This window comes from Pseudoduganella sp. GW821-FHT11H04, from assembly GCF_058807935.1.
The window spans coordinates 450,324-469,903 of record NZ_JBXARE010000003.1 but is presented as its reverse complement, the minus strand read 5'-3'; the positions used below and the strand labels follow the sequence as shown (position 1 = coordinate 469,903).

Sequence of the window (19,580 nt, the reverse complement as noted above, 5' to 3'; positions counted from 1 at the left end):
GTTGAGTATAGAAACTTGGTGCATCTGGGAAACTCACCAAAAGTTTCAATAGGAAAATACAATCAGGTGACGGCATGCGGACGCAAGAAGCCGCGCACTTCCGCCACCAGGGTGCGGTTGAGCAGCAGGCTGGCCAGGCCGTAAGCCAGCACGCCCGTCAGTACCTCGGCCACCAGGGCCCACGCACGCGGCTGGTCCTCGAGCGAGCTGCGCAACAGGGTAACCGCCGCAAACATCAATCCAGCACACAGCACGGCCGGACCGGCGCGGCGCGCCACCTCGGCGGCGCTGACCCCGATCGCCTTCAGCATGCAGCGCATATTCAACACCAGCACCAGGGGATAGACCAGCAGCCAGGCAAGGGCGATGCCGCGGATGCCCCAACGGCTGCCAAAGTAGAAGGCGGGCGGCATCACGGCACAGCTCAAGATCATATTGTTCAAGCCAACGTTCGGTTTGCCCAGTGCGTCCGTTACCGTCGGCAGCAACTGCGCCAGCGCGCGGAAGGGCATGATCAGGCACAGCACCTGCAATGGCATCACGGCGCCTTCCCAATTCGGCCCCAGGACGACATGCACCAGCTCCGGCGCCACGCTGGCCATGCCCCACATCATCGGGAAGGCAAGCAAGCCGACATAGCCGAGCACCTGCAGCGCGCCGGCGCGGATCGCCGGCAGGTCATGTTGGGCGCGCGCCATCACCGGGTAAAGGGCCTGGTTCATAATCGACATGATGCGCTGCATCGGCAGCGAGGCCAGGTCCATCGACACCGAATACAAGCCGAGCATTTGCTCGCCCAGCATCCGCCCCACAATCAGCATGTCTGCCTGCCCGTAGCAGAACCACAGCAGGCGGGTCGCCGCCATACTGCCGCCCATGCCCACCAGGGCAGCGATGCCCTGTCCCGGCCAACGCGGCCGCCAATAGCCAGGCGCGCTCAGGTTCAGCACCAGGGCGCGCGCCAGCAGGCCTGCCAAAGGACCCGCAACCAGCGCCCACACGCCGGCGCCCCCCATGGCCAGGCCAAGGGTGGCCAGGCTGCTCGCCAACGCGCCGCCCAGTTCGGCCATCGAGCGCTTGCGGAAGTCCAGGCTCCGCTGCAGCTGCGCGTCCGGCAGCACAATCAAAGGCAAGAGCAGAAATTGAATGGATAGCACATGCACCAGGGCTTGCAGGCGCGGCTCGCGGTAAAAAGCAGCCAGGGAGGGCGCCGCGGCATTGGTCAGTGCGAACAGCACCAGGTTGAATAGCCAGGTAAAGCCCAAGGCTTGTCGAAACTGCTCCTCGCTGACGTCCTTGCGCTGCACGAGCGCCGGCCCCAGCCCCGCTTCGGCAAATGTCAGCAGCAAGCCCATGGCAACGGTGGCCATGGCCAGCAAGCCATAGTCGGCCGGCTCCAGCAGGCGCATCACATAAATCGTGATGCCCCACGTGATCAACTGGCTGCCCAGTTTGGCGCCCGCAACCCATTTCACGCCGCGCGCGACTTCGGACTGCAGATTCATCAGTCGTGCTCCGAGAAACCCACTGCCCGAGGGCAAGTTTAACGACGGAACCTTCTGTTGAAGTTTAGGAAGTCGCTGCGCAAATGAAACTCACCAAAAGTCACAATAGCGAAATTCAATGAACTTCTGTTGCGTGAAATGATCAGGTTGCGGCGCGGCCGCGCAGCATGCCGCGCAATTCCGCCACCAGGGTGCGATTGAGGACCAGGCTGGCCAGGCTATAGGCGAGCACGCCGGTAAACACTTCCGCCATCAAAGCCCAGGCCCGCGGCTGCTCCGCCAGCGGGGCGCGCAACAGGCTGACCGCGCCATACATGAGCGCAGAACACAGCACGGCAGGGCCGGCGCGGCGCGCCACATCGCCGGCTCCGATGCCGATCACCTTCAGCATGCGGCGCATATTTGTCAGCAGCACCAGCGGATAGGCCAGCAGCCATGCATAAGCGATGCCCGCGATACCCCAGCGGCTGCCGATGTAGAAGGCGGGCGGCATTACGATACAGCTCAAAAGCACATTGTTCAGGCCCACATTCGGCTTGCCCAAGGCATCGGTGACGGTCGGCAACAGCTGCGCCAGGGCGCGAAACGGCATGATCAGGCACAGCACCTGCAAAGGCAGCACCGCGCCTGCCCAGTCCGCCCCTAGCACCACGTGCACAAGTTCGGGCGCCACGCTGGCCATGCCCCACATCATCGGGAAGGCCAGCAAACCGACATAGCCCAGCATCTTCAGCGCGCCGGCGCGGATGGCCGGCAAATCATGCTGGGCGCGCGACAGCACCGGGTACAGGGCCTGGTTCAGGATGGACATGATGCGCTGCATTGGCAGCGAGGCCAGGTGCATCGAGACGGAATACAGGCCCAGCAACTGGTCGCCCAGGGTGCGGCCCACGATCAGCATATCGGCCTGCGTGAAGCAGTACCACAGCAGGCGTGCCGCCGCCATGCTGCCGCCCATGCCGAGCAAGGCGCCCAGGCCCTGGCCCGGCCAGCGCGGCCGCCAATAGCTTGGCGCACAGATATTCAGCGCCAGCGCGCGCGCCACCAGGGTCGCCAGCTGGCCCAGCGCCAGCGCCCACACGCCCGCGCCCGCAAGGGCCAGGCCCAGTGTGGTGAGGCTGCTTGCCAGCGCGCTACCCAGTTCAATCAGGGAGCGCACGCGGAAGTCCAGGCGGCGCTGCAGCTGCGCATCAGGCAGCACGATCAGCGGCAACAGGAGGAATTGGAGCGACAGCACATGCACCAGAGTTTGCAGGCGCGGCTCATGATAGAACACCGCCAGGGCCGGTGCGACGGCATTGGTCAGCGCGAACAGCACCAGGTTGAACATCCAGATCACGCCCAGCGCCTGGCGGAATTCCTGCTCGCTGACTTCCTTGCGCTGCACAAGCGCCGGGCCAAGGCCCGCTTCTGCAAACATCAGCAGCAAGCCCAGCACGACGGTGGCCATGGCCAGCAAGCCGTAGTCGGCCGGCGCCAGCAGGCGCATCACATAAATCGTGATACCCCAGGTGATCAGCTGGCTGCCCAACTTGGCGCTGGCGACCCATTTCACGCCGCGCGCGACTTCGGACTGCAGATTCATTGCGTACGTACCCAATAGCGGTGCAGGCTGTTCGGCAACTGCAGGTGGAAACTCAGGCGGCCGCGGCCCAGGCGCATCGCCAGCAGGAAGGCATAGCTGGTCAAAAGGCTCAGGTATTTGCCGGCAAAGCCGGGCGCCTTGAGCAGCTTGCGCAGGCTGTCGGCCTCGCGCTGCGCGCGCTGGCGCAATTGTTCATCGTCGGCCCCGCGCCATTGGTAGGTGATGCCTTCCGGCACCGGCAGCGGGCACTGCACATGGCCGGGATACGCTTGCCAAGGGACTTCCAGCACGCCGCCGCCGAAGCAGACCAGCCAGTCCATATAGAACACATGGCGCAGGAAAGGATCGGCGGCTTCAGCCAGCACCCCTTCGATCAAATCAGCATCAAAGAACGGCAACTCGAATTCAACGCGCGTAGTGTCCAGCGTTTCGAAGTGGTTAGACAGGTGGCGGCGTTGGTCGTTCAGCAGCAGGAACAGGTACATCTTGTGTGCCGGGTCGTGCGGCTTGAGGCCGTCCAGTTCGGCGCGCATGCCCTGCTCCACCTGCTGCTGCATCTGGCGGCCCAGCCCGGGCTTCAGCAGGCGCGTCGACAAGTGGCAACGGTTAAAGTCGCGGAAAATACTGAGCGCCTGGTCGGGCTTGCCTTCGCGCAGGGCCGCGTACATTGGTTCGGTAAGGTAGACCGCGCCCATGCAAACGCTGCCGCCGTCGCCGGACCAGATCACTTTTGGACGCGGCAGCGCGCCGGCGGAAGTCCGGGCCTGTTCCAGCCAATCCAGCACGGTAGCCTTGCTGTAGGCGTCGCCTTCCACCAAAGGACGCTGTACCAGGTGGCTATGGCTGGCGCCCAGGCGCTCGGCAACCATGGCGCCGAAGCGCTCGTCCTGGCTATTCGGCCAGCCGAAATTGGCGGTCGCCACAGCCACGTTTTCATCACGCAGGGCGGCTACGATGGCGCGCGAGTCCAATCCGCCGCTCAGGAAGGCTGCGGCCGCATGATCGTCGCCCAGGCGTGAGCGCAAGGCTTCGCGGAAAATCCGGTACAGGCGCTGCGGGCCCGGCTCGCTGTCGGTGCGCGGCGCGACTTCATCCCAGCGCCAGTAGCGCTTGCGTTGCAGTTCGGCGCCATCCACCGTCAGCACTTCGCCGGCGTGCAGGCACACGATGTCGCGGTAAGGGGTGCGGTCGGCCAGCGGGAAACCGAAGCAGGCCGATTCCGCCACGCCTTGCAAATCGAGTTCGCGCGGCATGCCCTGCAAAGCTTCCAGGATGCGCAGCGCGGTGGCGAAGATCACGTAGTCGCGCTGGACCCAGCAATACAAAGGGCGTACGCCGCATTTGTCGGTCGCCAGGTGCAGGCGGCCATTGTCTTCAGCCACTACCAGGCAGTATGTGCCGCGGCTGGCGCGCAAGCCTTCAAGCCGCCCCGCCGCCAGTTCGCGCGCCAGTTGCGCCAGGCTTTCATCACGGCCCTTGGCCTTTTCACCGGCGGGCTGCAATAGTGGCGCGCCAGCCACGAAGGCATGCAAGCCATCCGCCGCATAAGCGCCGCTACCGCCCAGTGCACCAAGCTCCAGGCTGGCGACAAAACTGCGGTCGGTATTGATTTCACGTACGCGCCCCTGGTCGCCAGGGTGGCGCGACAGATGGCGGCGCAACTGGTCAATCAGGTCGGCAGGTAAGGATGCTGCGGGATCGCGGGCAACAATTCCGGCAAATATAGACATGGTTGTTATCGGTAAGCGAGGTTCTCGGCGCGCTTCAGCATATGTGAGTTGGCCTGCCGCCGCAAGCGCACGATGTTGCCGAACGGTATTGTCAAAACATCCACTATATTATCTGATTGACATACATCAAGCAAACTCAATTGACAGCTGCAAGCCTTGCTGGCACGCTGATGATGGGCAATTGGCAACATTGGTCAGGGGGTAATATGCACCAACTGTTCAGTTCGTTCAAAACCTTGGCTGAAGCCTGGCGCCGGCACAGCAGCGCCAAGGCATTAAGCCAGGCACAGCCCCACCTCAGCCGCAAAGACCTGAGCGCCGGCCTGGCGACGCTGGGCATTGTCAGCGGCGATACCGTGTTCGTCCATTCTTCGCTGAAAAGCCTGGGCTTTGTGGAAGGTGGCGCCGCCACCGTGGTGCAGGCGCTGCAACACGCTGTCGGCCCCGAAGGCACCCTGCTGCTGCCCACCTATTACATGCCGGGCGGGACGGTCCTCGGCACGTGCGCGATGCAGGACTATGTCTTCGATGTGCGCAAGCACGGTAGCGATACGGGGCGCTTGCCGGAAGCCTTCCTCGCCAGCGCCGGCATTGAGCGCAGTGTGCATCCGACCCATTCCGTCTCTGCCTGGGGTCGCCACGCGGCCTACCTGACCGAGGCTCATCACCAAGCACCGTCGATATTCGGCGAAGGCTCGCCCTGGCAGCGCTTGCTCAACCTGGAGCAGGCCAAGGTGCTGGGCCTGGGCATTTCGATGGGGCCGGTCACTTTTTACCATGTGCTGGAAGACACAATGGGCGAAGCGTTTCCGCTCCCGGTATGGGGAGAGCAGACTTTCCGCTTGCCATGTATCAACCGCGCGGGCCAGCGCTGCGAAGTGCCACTGCGACCTTTCGACCCGGCGCTCGCGCAACGCCGCATCGACCATCCTTCGCGCGAAGACTTGCGCAACTATTTCATGGCCGAATTCCGGCGCGCCGGCCTGCTGCACAGCGGCCAGGTCGGCCTCGCACCCTCCTGGTGGATTCCTGCGCGCGGTTTTTACCAGCACCTGCAGCAATTGGCCAGCGAAGGTTTAACCATCTACTCCACGCCCAGCCAGCTGGCCGCTCGCCCGCTGAACTGAGGCGCGAGCGCTCCAGCGCGCCCCCAGACGTATCATCGGCAACTCCACCAAGTGATAGCCCAGTCCAGTCAACCCAATCAGCAGCGCCAGGAACAGAGTCCACTGCCACACTGGATGCAGACCCGCCAGCGTGCGGAACGACAGCCACAGCAGCAGCGGGTGGAACAGGTAAATACCATAGCTATATTTGGCGATGAACTGGCAAGCGCGATTCAGGCGCGGCGTTGCCAGCTCGCGCAGCCAGGGAAGCGCCAGTCCGAGGGCAAGGCACGCCGACCAGCGCCCATAGTTATTCGCGCGCGGCTCGGCGTAAGCGACAAATAAAGCGCCGACCAGCGCCAGCAGCACTGGCCATAGCCACGACGGCAAATGCTGGCGCCCTTGCATGCGCCACGCAATCACGCCAGCCAGGAAGCAAGGGGCGAACTCGAACACATTGAGCCGCGCGCTGAGCAGGGGCTGCAGCATAGCCAGCGGAACCGACAGCAACCACAGCGCGAGCAGCCAGCGCTGCGGACGGCGCCGGAAGAAAAGGAATAACAAGGGCAGCGCCAAATACATCTGCACTTCCAGGCACAAGGACCACAGCACCGTGGACATATAGCGCGCATACACCAGGTTCTGCACCAGCAGAAGGTTGGCCAGTAGTTCAAACGGCGTCCATTGCGCATCCATGAAGAGGTAGATCGCCAGCAGCATGACAGCGCACAGCGGATAAATACGGCAAGCGCGCTGCAGGTAGAAAGCACGCAGCAGCGCCGCGCCTGCCAGTTGCTGCCGTTCCAGCGATTGCATCAACACCAGGCTGGTATGCACGAAGAACATCATTACGCCCAACTGGCCGAGCGCAAAGGTCATGCGATTGGTCTGGATGGTGTAGCCGGCCACATGCGCAGCCAGTACCAGCAGCACGGCAAGCGCGCGCAGGAAGTCGAGGTTCGGCTTGAGCATGTCGGCTCCGGTCGCAGCGGGCAGGAACTCTAGTCTGCCCGACGGCCAGCGCCTACACTTTGCGCTGCATCATGCGCCAGCGCCACGGCCGCGCGCGGCGCATGGGATTGAGTTCCACCACCACGGCGCAGGGACTCCAGCCGGCTGCTGCAAAGGCGCGTAAGGAGGGATAGTTGTTATGCCAGACGCGTGCAAACAAGGTCTCGAAACCTTGCGCCGCCATATCGGCGCTGGACGCGGCGATCAGTGCCGGCGCCACCTTACGGCCGCGCATATCGGGCGAAGTGATGATTTGCACCAGCTTGGCCTGGCCATCCTGAAGCGGCCAGAAGCCGCGCGGACGGTAACGCTCGCCATACCAATAGAAACACAAGCCGACGATACGCTCGCCATCACGGCAAGCATAGGCACGCGCGCCCTCGCCCGCGTAGAAAGCCTGTTCGCGCAGGACCTGGTCGGCGCAAGCCTCGATCTCGGCACGCTGCACCAGGCCGATCGTGAAACCGGCTGCCTGCGGCGGCAGCGACACAGGGCCTGCGCCTGCAGGCCGCTGCAGCACGCGATAAATGGAATAGTCGCCGAGAACGGCGTGGGCGAATCGCTTGAGCAGCGCCTTCATAGCATGCCGGCGCTGCCGTGGCGCATCACCCGCTTCAGGCGCGCTTTCAGGCCAAAACGGTCAACGACACGGCCCATATAGGCGGAAAACTGGTTCATGGAGTGATGCGCGTGCAACACCATGCTGTTGGTCCAGTTGCGCCGCACCATATAGATATTGGCGCACAGCCGCTGCTCGGTGGCGAACAAGCGCTTGTGATCCGACTCGCCCTCGTCGAAGTCGAAGAAGCGGAACTTACCTTCGTTGAACAAGTGCTCCAGCGCGATCCATTGCAGCACTGTGCCGACCGAAAGCTTCATGTAATCAGGGTCATAGCCCTGGTAGGAGTAGGTCAACACCCCTTCGCTGCCAGGACAGAACAGGTAGGAAACGGGGCGGTCGCCATCGAACAACAGGTAGGCCCGCACGGCGTCATGCGCCGCCCAACCCATGGCCTGGGCGCGGAATTCATCCGTATCCGGCAAGCCGGCATCGAGCAAGCGATCCTGGTAGGTGCGGCGCGAAAGCGGCATGGCCAGCTTCAGGAACTCTGCAACCTCGGACGGCGTGCGGTACAGCTGCCAGCGTGCGGTGCCACCAGTCTGCTCGGCGAATTTGCGCACCTTGCGCAGGATGGTGCTGCGGGTTTTCGACGAGAACTTGGCCTGGTACGCCTCAAAGCCCATGGTCAGGTCGATAAAGCAATGGCTGTAATGATGCGGCACGTAGTACAGGTATTGGCCAACGGCCATGAATACCGGCGCATGTTCGTCGAGCGGAACGCCGCGCTCCACAAAGCCCTGGCTGCCGGGCAGCAGCTCCAGAGCCGGGTCATGCAAGGCCTGCGCGTTTCGAACCGGCGCGCCCATTCGTTTTGGACGGACCTGCAACTCCATCGCCAAGCTGCCGAGTGTCAGGTCGCTGAGCTTGAACTCGAACGGAACTTGGCGCAACTCCCAGTGACTCATCCATACCTCCGCCGGTATGCCTGTTCAAGCATACGCAAACCTGTCCGGTGCCACGGGGAACTCAGTGGGCCGCGCTGGACACCGGCCGCTGCTTGCTGGCGGCCGCGAAAGCCGCTGGTACGGAAATTATCACGGTTTCGTTCGAGAAACGCGCACAGTCGGCGGAAGCGTTCTACAACCACCGGGTCGCTCTGCGTCTTAGCCTTGTTGAGCAATTCGAAGTTATGCGATAGCAGGACAAAAGCCTCGCGGCCCTGCTGCAATGCCTGCCACAGCAAGCCTTCCGTTTCAGCCGACGAACAGGATGTCAGCTGGGCGTGGTGCAGGCCGCGTCCATCGCGGAACACGGTCATTGGGTATTCTTCGACGTTGTCACAGCGCACCGGGTCCGTCAGCATGGTGCCCGGCATCACGCCGCTGTCCGGTCCAAACAGGATGGCGTTATAGCTGCTGTCAAATTCCAGGCCATTGACCGCTAGCGCATGCAAGGTGTCGCGGTTGAAGCCGAAGCTGCCAGCACGGAAGGCATTCACCTGGCCAGCTCCCGCGCGTTCCAGCATCGCCTTGCCTTTGCGGATCAGGATCGCTTGCTCCTCGCGGGAGTAATAGCGCAGGTGCTGGCGTTTGCGGTCGACGTTTGGCAGCAGCGGTTCGCGCGCCTCGTCCACCCATTCGGTATGCATATGCAGCTGCACTTCGTGCCCGGCCGCTTCGATCATGCCGACGATTTCCGCAAGGGGCTCAGGCCCAAAGCGCGCAGAAAACAGGGGTTCGACGAAGAACACGCCTTTCAGGCCGTGATCGGACAAAACCTTCAACTGATAGGCCAGTCCGAAGTCGCCGCTGGCAGTGGGGCCGTGGATGTAGCGTCGAAATGCGTCTGGGAAGCGGGCGTCGATATCGCGCCAGCCGTCACACCAGATTTCCACATCGACTGTTATGAATACATCAAGCATGCACGAACCCGGGTTAACAAAATTTACATAATATTAACGAAAGCAAGGGGTCGCTGCAAGTGAAACCCTTACATTTCGGTTGGAAACGCTTACATTTTGAGGAATTTTTGGCACAGCCGGCATCGCCAATTGGGCGGCGAATTTCTGCATCAGTGCTAACCTTCCGGAAAGAGACTTGCAGGAAGTAATTAATGCTCACACCCGCCAAGCGACTGGCCAAAGCGCTGATCGAATCATTACACAACCGCAACAACGCGACACAGGCCAGGAAAACACAGCGCCCTATCGGCCGCGCTGAGCTGTTGGCCGGACTGGCCAAGCTCGGCATTGCCAAGGGCGATGCCGTCTTCGTCCATTCCTCGCTGAAGGGCTTGGGCCATGTGGAAGGAGGCGCGGCAGCAGTGGTACAGGCTTTGAAGGAAGCCGTCGGCCCGACGGGTACGCTCGTGATGCCCACCTACTATATGCCCGGTGGAACGACCCGCGCCACCTGCCGCATGCCGGAGTATGTCTTCGATGTGCGCCAACATGGCACCAATATCGGACGCCTGCCGAAAGCCTTTCTCGACAGTCCCGGCATCCATCGCAGCGTGCATCCGACCCATTCCGTGTCAGCCTGGGGCCGCTACGCCGCCTACCTGACTGAAGCCCACCATCGCGCTCCATCGATTTTTGGCGAGGGCTCACCTTGGCAGCGCTTTGTCGGCCTGGCGAATGCCAAGGTGCTGGGCTTGGGCATTTCGATGGGGCCGGTCACGTTTTACCATGTGCTGGAAGACGCCATGGGGGACGACTTTCCCGTACGTGTCTGGGCCGAGGATAACTATCGCCTGCCTTGCATCGACCAGGATGGCAAGCTGTGCGAAGTCCCGGTGCGTCCCTTCGATCCGGATCTTATGCCGCAACGCATCGACCATCGTTCGCGCGAGGATTTGCGGGCCTACTTCAAGGAAGAATTCAGGCGCGTCGGCCTGCTGCGCCAAGGCCAGGTTGGCGAAGCGCAGTCATGGTGGATTCCGGCACGCGGTTTCGTCGAGCACTTGCAGCTACTGGCCTGCCAGGGCCTGACCATCTACTCCGGTCCGGAGCAACTGGCCGCACGGCCACATGGCGGCGCAATGCCAGTCACATGAGCGGGACTTCTTATTAGGGGAATGTGGCGCGGCTGGCGGGGATCGAACCCACGACCCTCGGCTTCGGAGGCCGTTTTCGCGTTTTGGAAAAGTAGCTCGTTTTACCGCAACTCTTTGAATTCCCATCATATTCGATACAGGCAGTGTTGGGCAAGATGAGGAAGATGTGGGAAGAAAATCAAAGGAAATTTTCCCCAAGATTTTCCCCAAGAATCCCCGGCGCTAACACGGAAAGATGACCTCTTAGAATATAGCTCCAAACGCACAATTTGCGGCGTTATACCGCATTATCCGCGACTGGTATAACGCGCCAAATATTGGCTACCAGGCCAGGCATGCGTGCTGACCTGAGACTTCGTGTCCGAGTCGGACACGACAACACCCAGATTCCCTGACCAGGGAATTCTTCGTGTCCGACTCGGACACGGCATCTGTTTTGGCTCCACAACAGCTTCAGACTGATGCCAATGCTCTCTCGGTCGCAGGGAATGTATAGCGCGTCGCCATTCTTCCAGCCCAGTTTCAGAGCCAATTGGATGCGTTCACCACCGGTGGGCCATTTATCAAATTCCAGGCGGCTTTCGGTGGCTAGTTTCCAAAAGGTGCCCGTTGGGGGGAGGCAGGAAAGCCGCTGCAATTCAGCCGCAGCGTGAACTCGCGTCCATCGCGCGCTACGACGTTCACGTAAAGGTACGGCCACTCGAGCTTTTTAAGCTGCCAGCGACCACGGTCTTCGCCAGAGAGGAAGCGCGGCGACACGAGGTCGGCGCGCAGCGACAGTTCATCCTGTGCCTTCGCGCCTCCTCCTTTAGCCGTTGATACGGTGGGCTGGGACCAGGTCGAACGTGACCGAACATTGCGGGCACTTCGTGAGCGTGCCGATGTGGACGTCGATGTCTGGCTGCTCATTGGTACCTGCAATCTGCAGCACGTGCTCTGCGATGTCGCCAGGCTGCATGTGCAGCTTGTGTCCGGCCAAATCACGCACGCGACCTACCGTCGTTGCGGGACGAAACTCATGTTCCACCACTTGGCCGTTGAAGCGAACCATCGTGGTCACATGTTTGCAGCGGTGGAGATGAACACGGACGCCATGCTCCTTCTTCAAGTGCTTAACGTGGGTCGCATGGTTCTGAGCATCGTCGTCGTCATCTTCAACAGACAAGGTCAGGTCGGTTGCATCGGTACCTTGCGACAGCAGCGCAATAACGGCATGTTTGAGTTCTTCGATAGTCGCATGGTCGTCAATTTCGACTAGCTTCACGTCAGGGAAGTGCTCGGATTGGATATATACTCGGGTTTGCATTTCTGCGGTCCTTTCGGGATTTTCGCCGCGCGAAATGCGCGACTCATACCAGGTAAGTCGCAAAAGCTTTGAAAAATCGGAAAGCACTCTAATGAGGGCCGATGAGCCTGCCAAAAGTTCTGTCTCTTCGCTCAATCAAGAATGACTGAGCGATGTCTTGTCGGGATTGTTATGCAAGAGACGAAAAAGCCTGTTGACCGCGAATCGCTCTATAACGAAGTATGGTTAGAGCCAGTTTCGGTTGTCGCTGCTCGCTATGGGCTCTCCGACGTAGGACTCGCGAAAATTTGCCGTACGTGGGCCATTCCGCTACCAAGCAGGGGCTATTGGGCGAAAGTAAACGCTGGGCGAATTATGAGACAAATACCTCTCCCGGCACTTGAACAACCGGTTCGACGCTTCCCAAATTTGGTCAAACTTCCTCCGGAGCAGCTAGCTGCTCGAAAAGCCGCTAAAGAGGTGCATGCACGCATCCGTGAGGAGGTGCTCGCGGTACCGCTAGATGAAGTGACTGCATCTCCTGAACATCCACTGGTTCGGGCGGCGTCCAAACGACTGCGTAAAAGAGATGGTTGGCCAACTGACACTTTGATTCGCTCGGCGCCGAAAGAAGTTCTCAATATCGCAGTAACCCGGTCTGCCCTCGACCGTTCCCTAGGATTCATTGATTTGCTTCTGAAGACAATGGCCAGGCAGGGATTCGAAGTTGAAGTCGACGAAGCGCGGGCCGCATCACTCTTTCGCAGAGTTGAGACTGACACCAAACTAGAATTCACTTTGGTTGAGCATATTCGTCGAACCAGGCATGAAGCCACTCCCGCTGAAGAGCGAGCACAAAAACGCTATTGGGAGCGTTCACGATGGGATGGGACCTCAACCTACCCGCACATTCCAATGTATGACTATGCGCCCACCGGTGTGCTCACTATCCAAGTCGGGCGCTGGCCTCAACGCACCTGGAAGGACACTCCGAACAAGAATCTTGAACAACGTCTTGGCGAAGTGGTTGCGGGAATTGTGGCACTGGCCCAGGAGACCTTCGCCAAAGAACAAGAAGAGATTCGTCGACAAGAGGCTCTTCGTCTGGCTCAAGCTCGCTACGAGTTTGTTTTGAAGCGACGCGCATCTGAAGCGGCACGATTCAAGTCCTTAGAAAATGACGCAGTCAATTGGGAGCGTGCTGTCAAGCTGCGAGCGTTCGCTGACGCGTTTGAGCAAAATGCAATTGCGGCAGGACCTCTGTCCGAAGGGCAAGCGAACTGGCTTGCTTGGACTCGGGCCAAAGCAGATTGGCTTGACCCCTTTGTGCTAGTTTCGGACCCCATACTTGACGCTCCTGAACCTAAGCGGCCTTTTTTCTAGCTTAACCATCGTCCCGACCTGAGCAAAGGCTGGAGCACTTAGCCCTGCAGGTGCCCCGTCGTCCACAGAAGAACGAACATCGACCATCCTTGAGTTGTAACCATAAGCCGGCATCATGAACGTCGAGGCTGATTCAACCAGTTGCTTGAATTAAGTCTTCTGCTTCACCAACCAACGTAGAGGCTGGGCAGTCCAAGGCACGTGCTAGCTTAAGTATAGTTTCGAAGGTTGGCTGCTTTTTCCCATTTTCCATCCAACTAATGAAGACACGCTCGAGTCCCGCTTCGAGCGCCAATTGCTCCTGGGTGAACTCGGCCGCTAACCGCTTTTGCCGCAAAACTATCCCAAATGCCAATGCAGGGTCCACGACATTCCTTTGCTCACAATGAGTAGAAAAGTCTAGTGAACCAACACAACCGCGTCTTTATACTATAGTATACAAGCTGATGCGACTGATTCCGGTGGATGCTCGGCAGAGCTGACTACCAAAATTTGGATATACATGGCAGAAATTGAAATTGCAGAAATCGACGTAAGCCCGCTAACGGTCTCAGCGTTAAAGGTGTTGAAAGCTGCAGCAATTCACGGATTTCGAAATGCTGATATTGGCAAGCACATAGTTCCACTTGACGACTTCTGCCGCCGTGCAGGCCTTCCCCCAACAAGCGAAAGCGATATGGTTGCGCTACTTCTGAATGCGCGAAAGGCTTTGGGAATAATTGATACGGTTGTGTTGGGTGAGCCAGATACCGATGACTCACCATATGCCAGCTGGCAAATTCTCAGAGAGGTAGATGTTAAAGACGAACGCGTGTTTTTTGAGGTTTATAAATATTCTTTCGATGCGAGAATTCAAAAGCTGCTTCATGCGCTCGCGCCTTAAGCTACAACCCTAACATTACGACACCAGACATTAAGATGAGCCTTGACCTCGCCACCGCACTGAAAAAACTTCACCAGCTACAGCTCGAAGACGGTGATATTGGTGCGGAATATTGGCTTCAAATCGCGACACTCTTGAAGAATGCTCAGCAGCATCGCGAACGAGCTGAGGCAGCGGAACGAACGCTTCTTCAGATTAAAGCCTTACTTAACTGCGATGAATAATTTGATGACCGAAGACGCGACTGCAAGGCAAGCACTGAGCCTGTAGCACGATTGCTTAGAAACTGAAATCGACGAAAACAACCGGTCCATCTACTTAAGCTTTTCAAATAGACGAGCCCTGCCCAAGTTCGCGCAGGCTTTGTTGAACGGGGCAATCTTTAGTCAAAGCGGTCGTCTGGAATTCGAGTCGTCTGCGAAGTCGAGCGCGTCCTGAAAAAAGCCCTGGCTACCTCACGGAATCCGTCTCCGGTATTCCGCGGGACAGACTAAGATGGCTTGGTTGTTCGCTACACCAGCGACCCCGCGCCAGCAGTTCGGGCGCCGCGCCGGCTCTTTAGCAAGTAAGGCGACCACAAGGATGCTCTGATACTATCGCGAAAAAGCATTGAGGACAGTATGAGCCAACATGAAATTTCAGATGCAGAGAAGGCTGAGGAAGCTGAACTTCAGGCGTGGTTTGAGAAGGCGGTCAAGTCGCCTGATTTTGGTGGTAGCATCGGTAATCGTGACGAGTTAGCGGCCGAATATTCGCAATTGTGCAGTAATGACCTCAGCACTTTCGCTTTGGCCCGTGAAAGCGTTCACCGGGCGCTTCAGGTTTGTGAAATGTTCGACCAAGAACCGGCATTACTTGCTGCCAACCAAAGCATTGCGCCCAAGTCGGTTACGCAAATGCGGCCGGACCTAATTCTCTGTACCGAGGCCGCGAATTACATTCTCGTTGAACTTAAAGTGAGTGTTAATACTGAACGGCAGTGTGTTCAAGAGCTGCTTGCCTACAGCGCGGCAGCAAAACTGCAGGCTCCTTTCGTCAACGAGTTTGTGTATGTCGCTGTAGCGAAAAACTGGAACACTTTGTTACGCTCTGCCGTTCAAGCGCTCATGTTAGATGGCAAATACGTTCTACCGCTTCGATGGCAACGGGATGATGTGTCAGGGTTCAGACTGAGCATTGTTCAGGACTTGTTCAAGTTGGACCTCTCCCAGAATTATCCTCCTCTTTATGCACTGGTGCCACAGACTATTGGCATAACGATTCCCTCATGTGAGCTGGGCCTAAAGATTGACCGCTACTTCACTGAGCTAGCGCACGTGCTTGGCTCAAAGTGTGCGCGTATGCAGCAGACTGGCTTTGCGGTCATCTGGAAAAATGAATCCCCACACTTTTCGGATTCAATTTGGAGTTTGACCTTGGCGACTGTTAACCAGCACTGGGAAAACAGTTACTACGGTTCTGAGGTGCCGTCCTACATTCAGGACATGCCGGACGGAAGCTTTCATAAAGTCCATGATGAACGGTACAACGAAACTTATGACGGGACGCTTGCACGCTACTCCAATGAACCCGAAGACGAGCTGTTTTGGGGGCAGGCAGCCGCACATGCAGACGCCTCGAAATTCTTCCCTCAAAGCTCCCTTTCTGCAGACTTGCTCGCGAACGCACACAAGAATGGCAAGGAGAGGTCAGAGTACGCGCGCGAACGGGCCGGTGACTTTGAGTTTGGCGGATTCACCAACTTGGCCCAATTCTTGTTATATCTTGAGCGAAATTTCCATCCTAATAACGTAAGCATTAAGCATGTCGTTGTATTTGGCGAGTTGCACGATTATCTATTGCAACGTGAAAATCCACCCCTAGCTCCGCTCAGTAGCTTCATTGAGTTCCTGCGAGATTTTCATTCTTCCAAGCGACTGAAATGAAAAGAGCCCCTCGCAAGGGGCTCTGAGAATCTGCTTAGGCAGGTTGAGTTGCGTCGTCTTTCTTGCGCTGCACGCGTTTTGCCCAGTCCATGAAGTCGTCCACGGACATCGTGGCCAACTCTACATACGCCGCCGGCGGATTCTTGCCGACTTCATTGCGAATGGAAACGATGCCAACGTCCTCATCGTAGGCGAACACGGTGCGATGCGAGCCCAGGCCACGCTTGTGGTCAACCTCGCCGATGTAGGTCGTGCCGACCACGATTTCGATACTCTCATACGCTGCGCGGAAGCGGATGCCGTCAGCATTCGAGTGTTCGGTTTCGACAACGATTTGCGTTGCGTCGAACACTTCTTCCAGCACGTCATTCAGGTAGATGGCAAGGTAAGCTGAGAGCCATCGCAACGCTGTAACACTAGGTCACCAAATCCCGGGTGGATTCGGGCTAAACTAACAGGCTTCAAAGAATGAATTTGGGCTTTGCTTGCTGCGAGTCCGGGGCCTTCGAAGTCATCATTTGGGTCACGATAATTGTTGAATGTCTGAATTTACGCGAACTGACCAAAGTTTGGCCTCCTCGGATTTAAGGTCCATATCATGCGTATTATGGTGCTCCAAATAGACCCAGTTAAGTCTTTGGGGAAGCCTTGCCCGGACCAACTCGCTTAGGTCTGGCCGTTTGAGTTCTTCCAGGATGAAACCAAGACGCTGGAGGTTAGATACTTCCGCTTCAGTCGCAAGAGCAGTTTGAAAACGCCTTTTAGAAAATCTGGGTAGTAAATCACGTATTACATGTACGGCCCGGCCCATACCTCCAATGCGATGGGAATAGCGAATCAGGTCGAGTGCCGTCACTTCCGGGGGGCTGATTTTCAGCGGCGCATACATTGCCGGCAAATCTGAAGTAGGTGCATCTACTACCGTTTTCTTTACAAAAAACTGCACGCGAATCCGGCCAACCTTCAATTCTCGTAGCGGGCTATTGGTTAAGACTTGGGTAACCTGCACGGCTTGATGCGAAGAGCCATGTTCGGCTGCCGCAGTGAGCAGGCCCACGTAATAAGGCTGGCCGATTGATTGAAAATACGCATCAAGCCACCAGAAGGCTGGCGGGGCGCCCATAGGGACTTGTACCGGACTAACAATTAGAAAGAAGTCCTGCCGAGGCGATATTCTGGTGACTTGCTTGCCTAAGCGTTTGACTTGGTCGCGCGCTGCGATAAAGGATAAACCTGTCGCCCGTTGCAACTCGGCTAAGGTAAAGGCGATTTTTCCTCTTGCTTGGCACGATTCAATAAACCGTTGCGCCGCCTTTCTGTTTCTAGGCTGAGCAACAATTTTCGAGGGTGAGGAATTGTCCTGAATCATTTGCAGATATTGGCGTAAAACACCAATATCTGCAAATGATTTAGGTCAAAAGGTTCAGCCGACCTTTGTCCGTTGGCCGGGTGGCATAGTTCAACCGATGGGAGTCAGCACCGATTCTTGAGTCAACCTTGATTCACGCAAGAGCTTGGCTTTATAGTCGAGCAACGTAGCCTCACGATTGGCAAAGCGCTGCAGCCATTTCTCCGCAGCCAGGCCGATGAGCCGGAATTCGCTTACCACTTTCGCCTGCTTCAGAATGAAGTTCACTTAACGGAGATTGCATCCGCCAAAGCACAGATTGCTGAAATCATGCGGACGTATGGCCTGACCATTAATGACATCGGAAACAGCGTGAAGCCGAAGGCCGCGAAGGCTCGCCAGCCGGTACTAGCTAAATATCGTGATACGGCTACCGGCGAGACTTGGACAGGCCGTGGCCGTGCACCTCGATGGTTGGCGGGGAAAAACAGGGACGACTTCCTCATCAAGTAAATATAACAACCTGACGCGGGAGTCACCTCGCAGGCCTAGTCGATTCTGCCGTCCAGTCAGCAGCTCGCATCACGAGCTGGTATCGACGCGAGCCCGCCCTGAATGTCGTACTGCCATTCCCTCACGGACTAAAGGGAATCGTCTAGCTTTGGAGCTGGACTACTCAATGGCCAATGGAAAGGTGGATAGTCGGCCCAAAGACTGCTGTATGATTTGGAGCCATTTTATTCACCATACAAATTACTGGACATCCGAACCTATGCAAATCATGTATTCACGTATTGCAGGCGAGCTTCGGACGCTTACCATACCTGCGGCTCAGGACGAGGTTTTGCCGGGCATTTGCTGGGGTGCATTCGATGAAATAATGACTCCCGCATATTGGCGTGGGCAAGCCTGGCAGTACATTGAATCTGGGATGTTCTGCGATTTTCGGCTTGGCCGGTCCCTTGCCGAAGAGGTTGCCGCTTGCCTCCTCGGTGGATGGGGAATGCCAGCGGAGCTGGCACTAGCTGCGTACTCGCGCCTGCGCGAACGCGACCTGCTTCGTCCAGGTACAACCGCAAGCGAGCTGGAGGACTCTTTAACTGAACCCTTCGTCTTGCAAGGGCGCGCGCGTAAATATCGGTTCATTCGGCAGAAATCAATTTACCTTAGTGGATGCCTTGCACGACTGCCAGACTTCGAGCAGCCAGAAGATGATGTGGCTTTTCGGGACAAACTAAAGGACCTGCCAGGCATTGGCCTTAAAACGGCGTCGTGGATTGTCCGAAATATGCGACCTCAAAGTGAGGTGGCCATCCTGGACATTCACATCATCAAGGTCGGGCAACACTTAGGATTGTTCCCCAAAAAATGGCGCCCCGAAACCCATTATCGTGAACTAGAGGAGCGCTTTGTCGCATTCGCCCGCGCAATCGACGTCTCTGCCGCGACGCTCGATGGGTTGATGTGGGACCATGTGCGGCGCCTTTCCGCAATTATGAGGAAATCACACACCCAGGACAAGCAGCTTCAACTCTTCGAGAGCGAAGGCCAAAGCGTTCACTAGACGGAATCAGCGGCTCGCGCTTCAGGTCGCAACCCAATCACAGCCGCTCCGACGGCCAATAGCTGCCCATCCGCGTGCAGCTCTGCGACGACCTCGTGACCCAGTATGCCCAAGGGACAAAACCCCAAACCAAAAAGCTCGGACACAAGCGCAATTGTCTGAAGCATAGCGCCGGCGTCGCGCCAGACAATTGATTCGATGTTGGCGTACGCACTGCTGGGCCGAGCCGTATCTGCTACTAGCGCTAGGAATGTGCCGTTTGCTTCTGGGAGCAAGCCTTGACACTTGCTTACCCATGCAGCGTATGCTTCATCCGAAAATTGAAGCCTTTCGAGTGTGGATGACTCCGCATTGAGGCGGAAGGTTTGACGCTCGTGGAACAATAGGACCGTGATGGGGTGAAGTGCTCCAGCCGACAATGAAGGACGTCGGCTACGCCTCAGCGAATCCCCTTCCTTCCAGAAGCGGGGCCTGAGTGCAAAAAGTAGGGCACCAACCGTCTGCTCGAGCGAAGCAGGCGCAAGCACTCTACTTGAACGGCGATGCTCGATTACGTCAGCGAACGTTCTCTTCGGTGCCACCTCACTTGCTGCAAATATCTCGCTGGACACCACACGCCATTTGTACTCCAGAAACGCA

At 57.9% G+C, this 19,580-nt stretch carries 20 protein-coding genes and 1 pseudogene; 8 read left to right on the top strand and 13 right to left on the bottom strand.

What is annotated here, in order from left to right:
- Positions 1 to 62: 62 nt before the first annotated feature.
- The 3 genes from AC1RTP_RS09265 to AC1RTP_RS09255 all read right to left on the bottom strand — a co-directional run bounded on the left by AC1RTP_RS09265 (position 63) and on the right by AC1RTP_RS09255 (position 4,820).
- Entirely contained in the window at positions 63 to 1,505 is a 1,443-nt protein-coding gene (locus AC1RTP_RS09265; protein ID WP_498606761.1) for a lipopolysaccharide biosynthesis protein, read from the bottom strand.
- 142 nt (positions 1,506 to 1,647) lie between these two features.
- Positions 1,648 to 3,090, bottom strand: coding sequence for a lipopolysaccharide biosynthesis protein (locus AC1RTP_RS09260; RefSeq protein ID WP_498606759.1), 1,443 nt, complete (start codon positions 3,088 to 3,090; stop codon positions 1,648 to 1,650).
- Positions 3,087 to 4,820, bottom strand: a complete 1,734-nt coding sequence (locus AC1RTP_RS09255; protein WP_498606756.1) for an asparagine synthase-related protein — start codon at positions 4,818 to 4,820, stop codon at positions 3,087 to 3,089. Before AC1RTP_RS09255 ends, AC1RTP_RS09260 begins: the two co-directional genes overlap by 4 nt.
- A gap of 206 nt (positions 4,821 to 5,026) precedes the next feature.
- Between AC1RTP_RS09255 and AC1RTP_RS09250 the strand changes: the two genes are divergently transcribed.
- Positions 5,027 to 5,947: an AAC(3) family N-acetyltransferase gene (locus tag AC1RTP_RS09250; RefSeq protein WP_498606754.1), complete on the top strand. Its 921-nt coding sequence runs from the start codon at positions 5,027 to 5,029 to the stop codon at positions 5,945 to 5,947.
- Here AC1RTP_RS09250 and AC1RTP_RS09245 read toward each other — a convergent pair.
- The 4 genes from AC1RTP_RS09245 to AC1RTP_RS09230 are packed head-to-tail and all read right to left on the bottom strand — an operon-like array spanning position 5,897 to position 9,420.
- Positions 5,897 to 6,898, bottom strand: a complete 1,002-nt coding sequence (locus tag AC1RTP_RS09245) for an acyltransferase family protein (RefSeq protein ID WP_498606750.1) — start codon at positions 6,896 to 6,898, stop codon at positions 5,897 to 5,899. The genes AC1RTP_RS09250 and AC1RTP_RS09245 overlap by 51 nt on opposite strands.
- 52 nt (positions 6,899 to 6,950) lie before the next feature.
- Positions 6,951 to 7,517 (bottom strand): GNAT family N-acetyltransferase, encoded by a 567-nt coding sequence (locus AC1RTP_RS09240; RefSeq protein WP_498606747.1) that lies wholly within the window; start codon positions 7,515 to 7,517, stop codon positions 6,951 to 6,953.
- Entirely contained in the window at positions 7,514 to 8,464 is a 951-nt protein-coding gene (locus tag AC1RTP_RS09235) for a GNAT family N-acetyltransferase (protein WP_498606744.1), read from the bottom strand. Before AC1RTP_RS09235 ends, AC1RTP_RS09240 begins: the two co-directional genes overlap by 4 nt.
- A complete protein-coding gene (locus tag AC1RTP_RS09230; protein ID WP_498606742.1) occupies positions 8,461 to 9,420 on the bottom strand; it encodes a polysaccharide deacetylase family protein in 960 nt (319 codons plus the stop codon). Before AC1RTP_RS09230 ends, AC1RTP_RS09235 begins: the two co-directional genes overlap by 4 nt.
- Positions 9,421 to 9,611: 191 nt before the next feature.
- Between AC1RTP_RS09230 and AC1RTP_RS09225 the strand changes: the two genes are divergently transcribed.
- Complete coding sequence (locus tag AC1RTP_RS09225; protein ID WP_498606740.1) at positions 9,612 to 10,553, top strand: AAC(3) family N-acetyltransferase; 942 nt, start codon at positions 9,612 to 9,614, stop codon at positions 10,551 to 10,553.
- A gap of 277 nt (positions 10,554 to 10,830) precedes the next feature.
- Here AC1RTP_RS09225 and AC1RTP_RS09220 read toward each other — a convergent pair.
- Together AC1RTP_RS09220 and AC1RTP_RS09215 are read right to left on the bottom strand one after the other, a co-directional pair.
- Positions 10,831 to 11,462: pseudogene (locus tag AC1RTP_RS09220) on the bottom strand (DUF7665 family protein).
- Entirely contained in the window at positions 11,362 to 11,859 is a 498-nt protein-coding gene (locus AC1RTP_RS09215) for a hypothetical protein (protein ID WP_498606737.1), read from the bottom strand. Before AC1RTP_RS09215 ends, AC1RTP_RS09220 begins: the two are co-directional and overlap by 101 nt.
- Positions 11,860 to 12,030: 171 nt before the next feature.
- Here AC1RTP_RS09215 and AC1RTP_RS09210 point away from each other — a divergent pair, with 171 nt between their 5' ends.
- On the top strand, positions 12,031 to 13,221 hold the full coding sequence (locus AC1RTP_RS09210; protein ID WP_498606733.1) for a hypothetical protein: 1,191 nt from the start codon (positions 12,031 to 12,033) through the stop codon (positions 13,219 to 13,221).
- Between the two features lie 133 nt (positions 13,222 to 13,354).
- On the opposite strand, the gene AC1RTP_RS09205 is transcribed toward AC1RTP_RS09210, so the two are convergent.
- Positions 13,355 to 13,588 (bottom strand): helix-turn-helix domain-containing protein, encoded by a 234-nt coding sequence (locus AC1RTP_RS09205; RefSeq protein ID WP_498606731.1) that lies wholly within the window; start codon positions 13,586 to 13,588, stop codon positions 13,355 to 13,357.
- A gap of 135 nt (positions 13,589 to 13,723) precedes the next feature.
- Between AC1RTP_RS09205 and AC1RTP_RS09200 the strand changes: the two genes are divergently transcribed.
- The 3 genes from AC1RTP_RS09200 to AC1RTP_RS09190 all read left to right on the top strand — a co-directional run bounded on the left by AC1RTP_RS09200 (position 13,724) and on the right by AC1RTP_RS09190 (position 16,029).
- A complete protein-coding gene (locus AC1RTP_RS09200) occupies positions 13,724 to 14,104 on the top strand; it encodes a hypothetical protein (protein WP_498606729.1) in 381 nt (126 codons plus the stop codon).
- Between the two features lie 35 nt (positions 14,105 to 14,139).
- Positions 14,140 to 14,328, top strand: a complete 189-nt coding sequence (locus AC1RTP_RS09195; protein WP_498606726.1) for a hypothetical protein — start codon at positions 14,140 to 14,142, stop codon at positions 14,326 to 14,328.
- A gap of 396 nt (positions 14,329 to 14,724) precedes the next feature.
- Positions 14,725 to 16,029 carry a hypothetical protein gene (locus AC1RTP_RS09190; RefSeq protein WP_498606722.1) on the top strand — a complete coding sequence of 435 codons (1,305 nt, stop codon included), beginning with the start codon at positions 14,725 to 14,727 and terminating at the stop codon, positions 16,027 to 16,029.
- A gap of 34 nt (positions 16,030 to 16,063) precedes the next feature.
- Here the strand turns inward: AC1RTP_RS09190 and AC1RTP_RS09185 are convergent, their stop codons facing one another.
- From AC1RTP_RS09185 to AC1RTP_RS09175, 3 genes are all read right to left on the bottom strand, one after another.
- Positions 16,064 to 16,435, bottom strand: coding sequence for a hypothetical protein (locus AC1RTP_RS09185; RefSeq protein WP_498606721.1), 372 nt, complete (start codon positions 16,433 to 16,435; stop codon positions 16,064 to 16,066).
- A 117-nt stretch (positions 16,436 to 16,552) separates the two neighbouring features.
- Positions 16,553 to 17,398, bottom strand: a complete 846-nt coding sequence (locus AC1RTP_RS09180; RefSeq protein WP_498606718.1) for a type IV toxin-antitoxin system AbiEi family antitoxin — start codon at positions 17,396 to 17,398, stop codon at positions 16,553 to 16,555.
- Positions 17,399 to 17,488: 90 nt separating this feature from the next.
- Entirely contained in the window at positions 17,489 to 17,665 is a 177-nt protein-coding gene (locus AC1RTP_RS09175; RefSeq protein ID WP_498606716.1) for a hypothetical protein, read from the bottom strand.
- 42 nt (positions 17,666 to 17,707) lie between these two features.
- Between AC1RTP_RS09175 and AC1RTP_RS09170 the strand changes: the two genes are divergently transcribed.
- Both AC1RTP_RS09170 and AC1RTP_RS09165 read left to right on the top strand, forming a co-directional pair.
- Positions 17,708 to 17,890: an H-NS histone family protein gene (locus tag AC1RTP_RS09170; RefSeq protein WP_498606714.1), complete on the top strand. Its 183-nt coding sequence runs from the start codon at positions 17,708 to 17,710 to the stop codon at positions 17,888 to 17,890.
- A gap of 259 nt (positions 17,891 to 18,149) precedes the next feature.
- Positions 18,150 to 18,941, top strand: coding sequence for an 8-oxoguanine DNA glycosylase (locus AC1RTP_RS09165; protein ID WP_498606711.1), 792 nt, complete (start codon positions 18,150 to 18,152; stop codon positions 18,939 to 18,941).
- The last annotated feature ends 639 nt before the right edge of the window (positions 18,942 to 19,580 follow it).

Coding starts and splice junctions, on each gene's coding strand:
- AC1RTP_RS09265 (WP_498606761.1), bottom strand. CDS start 1,505: ATGAATCTGCAGTCCGAAGTCGCGCGCGGCGTGAAATGGGTTGCGGGC.
- AC1RTP_RS09260 (WP_498606759.1), bottom strand. CDS start 3,090: ATGAATCTGCAGTCCGAAGTCGCGCGCGGCGTGAAATGGGTCGCCAGC.
- AC1RTP_RS09255 (WP_498606756.1), bottom strand. CDS start 4,820: ATGTCTATATTTGCCGGAATTGTTGCCCGCGATCCCGCAGCATCCTTA.
- AC1RTP_RS09250 (WP_498606754.1), top strand. CDS start 5,027: ATGCACCAACTGTTCAGTTCGTTCAAAACCTTGGCTGAAGCCTGGCGC.
- AC1RTP_RS09245 (WP_498606750.1), bottom strand. CDS start 6,898: ATGCTCAAGCCGAACCTCGACTTCCTGCGCGCGCTTGCCGTGCTGCTG.
- AC1RTP_RS09240 (WP_498606747.1), bottom strand. CDS start 7,517: ATGAAGGCGCTGCTCAAGCGATTCGCCCACGCCGTTCTCGGCGACTAT.
- AC1RTP_RS09235 (WP_498606744.1), bottom strand. CDS start 8,464: ATGAGTCACTGGGAGTTGCGCCAAGTTCCGTTCGAGTTCAAGCTCAGC.
- AC1RTP_RS09230 (WP_498606742.1), bottom strand. CDS start 9,420: ATGCTTGATGTATTCATAACAGTCGATGTGGAAATCTGGTGTGACGGC.
- AC1RTP_RS09225 (WP_498606740.1), top strand. CDS start 9,612: ATGCTCACACCCGCCAAGCGACTGGCCAAAGCGCTGATCGAATCATTA.
- AC1RTP_RS09215 (WP_498606737.1), bottom strand. CDS start 11,859: ATGCAAACCCGAGTATATATCCAATCCGAGCACTTCCCTGACGTGAAG.
- AC1RTP_RS09210 (WP_498606733.1), top strand. CDS start 12,031: ATGCAAGAGACGAAAAAGCCTGTTGACCGCGAATCGCTCTATAACGAA.
- AC1RTP_RS09200 (WP_498606729.1), top strand. CDS start 13,724: ATGGCAGAAATTGAAATTGCAGAAATCGACGTAAGCCCGCTAACGGTC.
- AC1RTP_RS09195 (WP_498606726.1), top strand. CDS start 14,140: ATGAGCCTTGACCTCGCCACCGCACTGAAAAAACTTCACCAGCTACAG.
- AC1RTP_RS09190 (WP_498606722.1), top strand. CDS start 14,725: ATGAGCCAACATGAAATTTCAGATGCAGAGAAGGCTGAGGAAGCTGAA.
- AC1RTP_RS09180 (WP_498606718.1), bottom strand. CDS start 17,398: ATGATTCAGGACAATTCCTCACCCTCGAAAATTGTTGCTCAGCCTAGA.
- AC1RTP_RS09170 (WP_498606714.1), top strand. CDS start 17,708: ATGCGGACGTATGGCCTGACCATTAATGACATCGGAAACAGCGTGAAG.
- AC1RTP_RS09165 (WP_498606711.1), top strand. CDS start 18,150: ATGCAAATCATGTATTCACGTATTGCAGGCGAGCTTCGGACGCTTACC.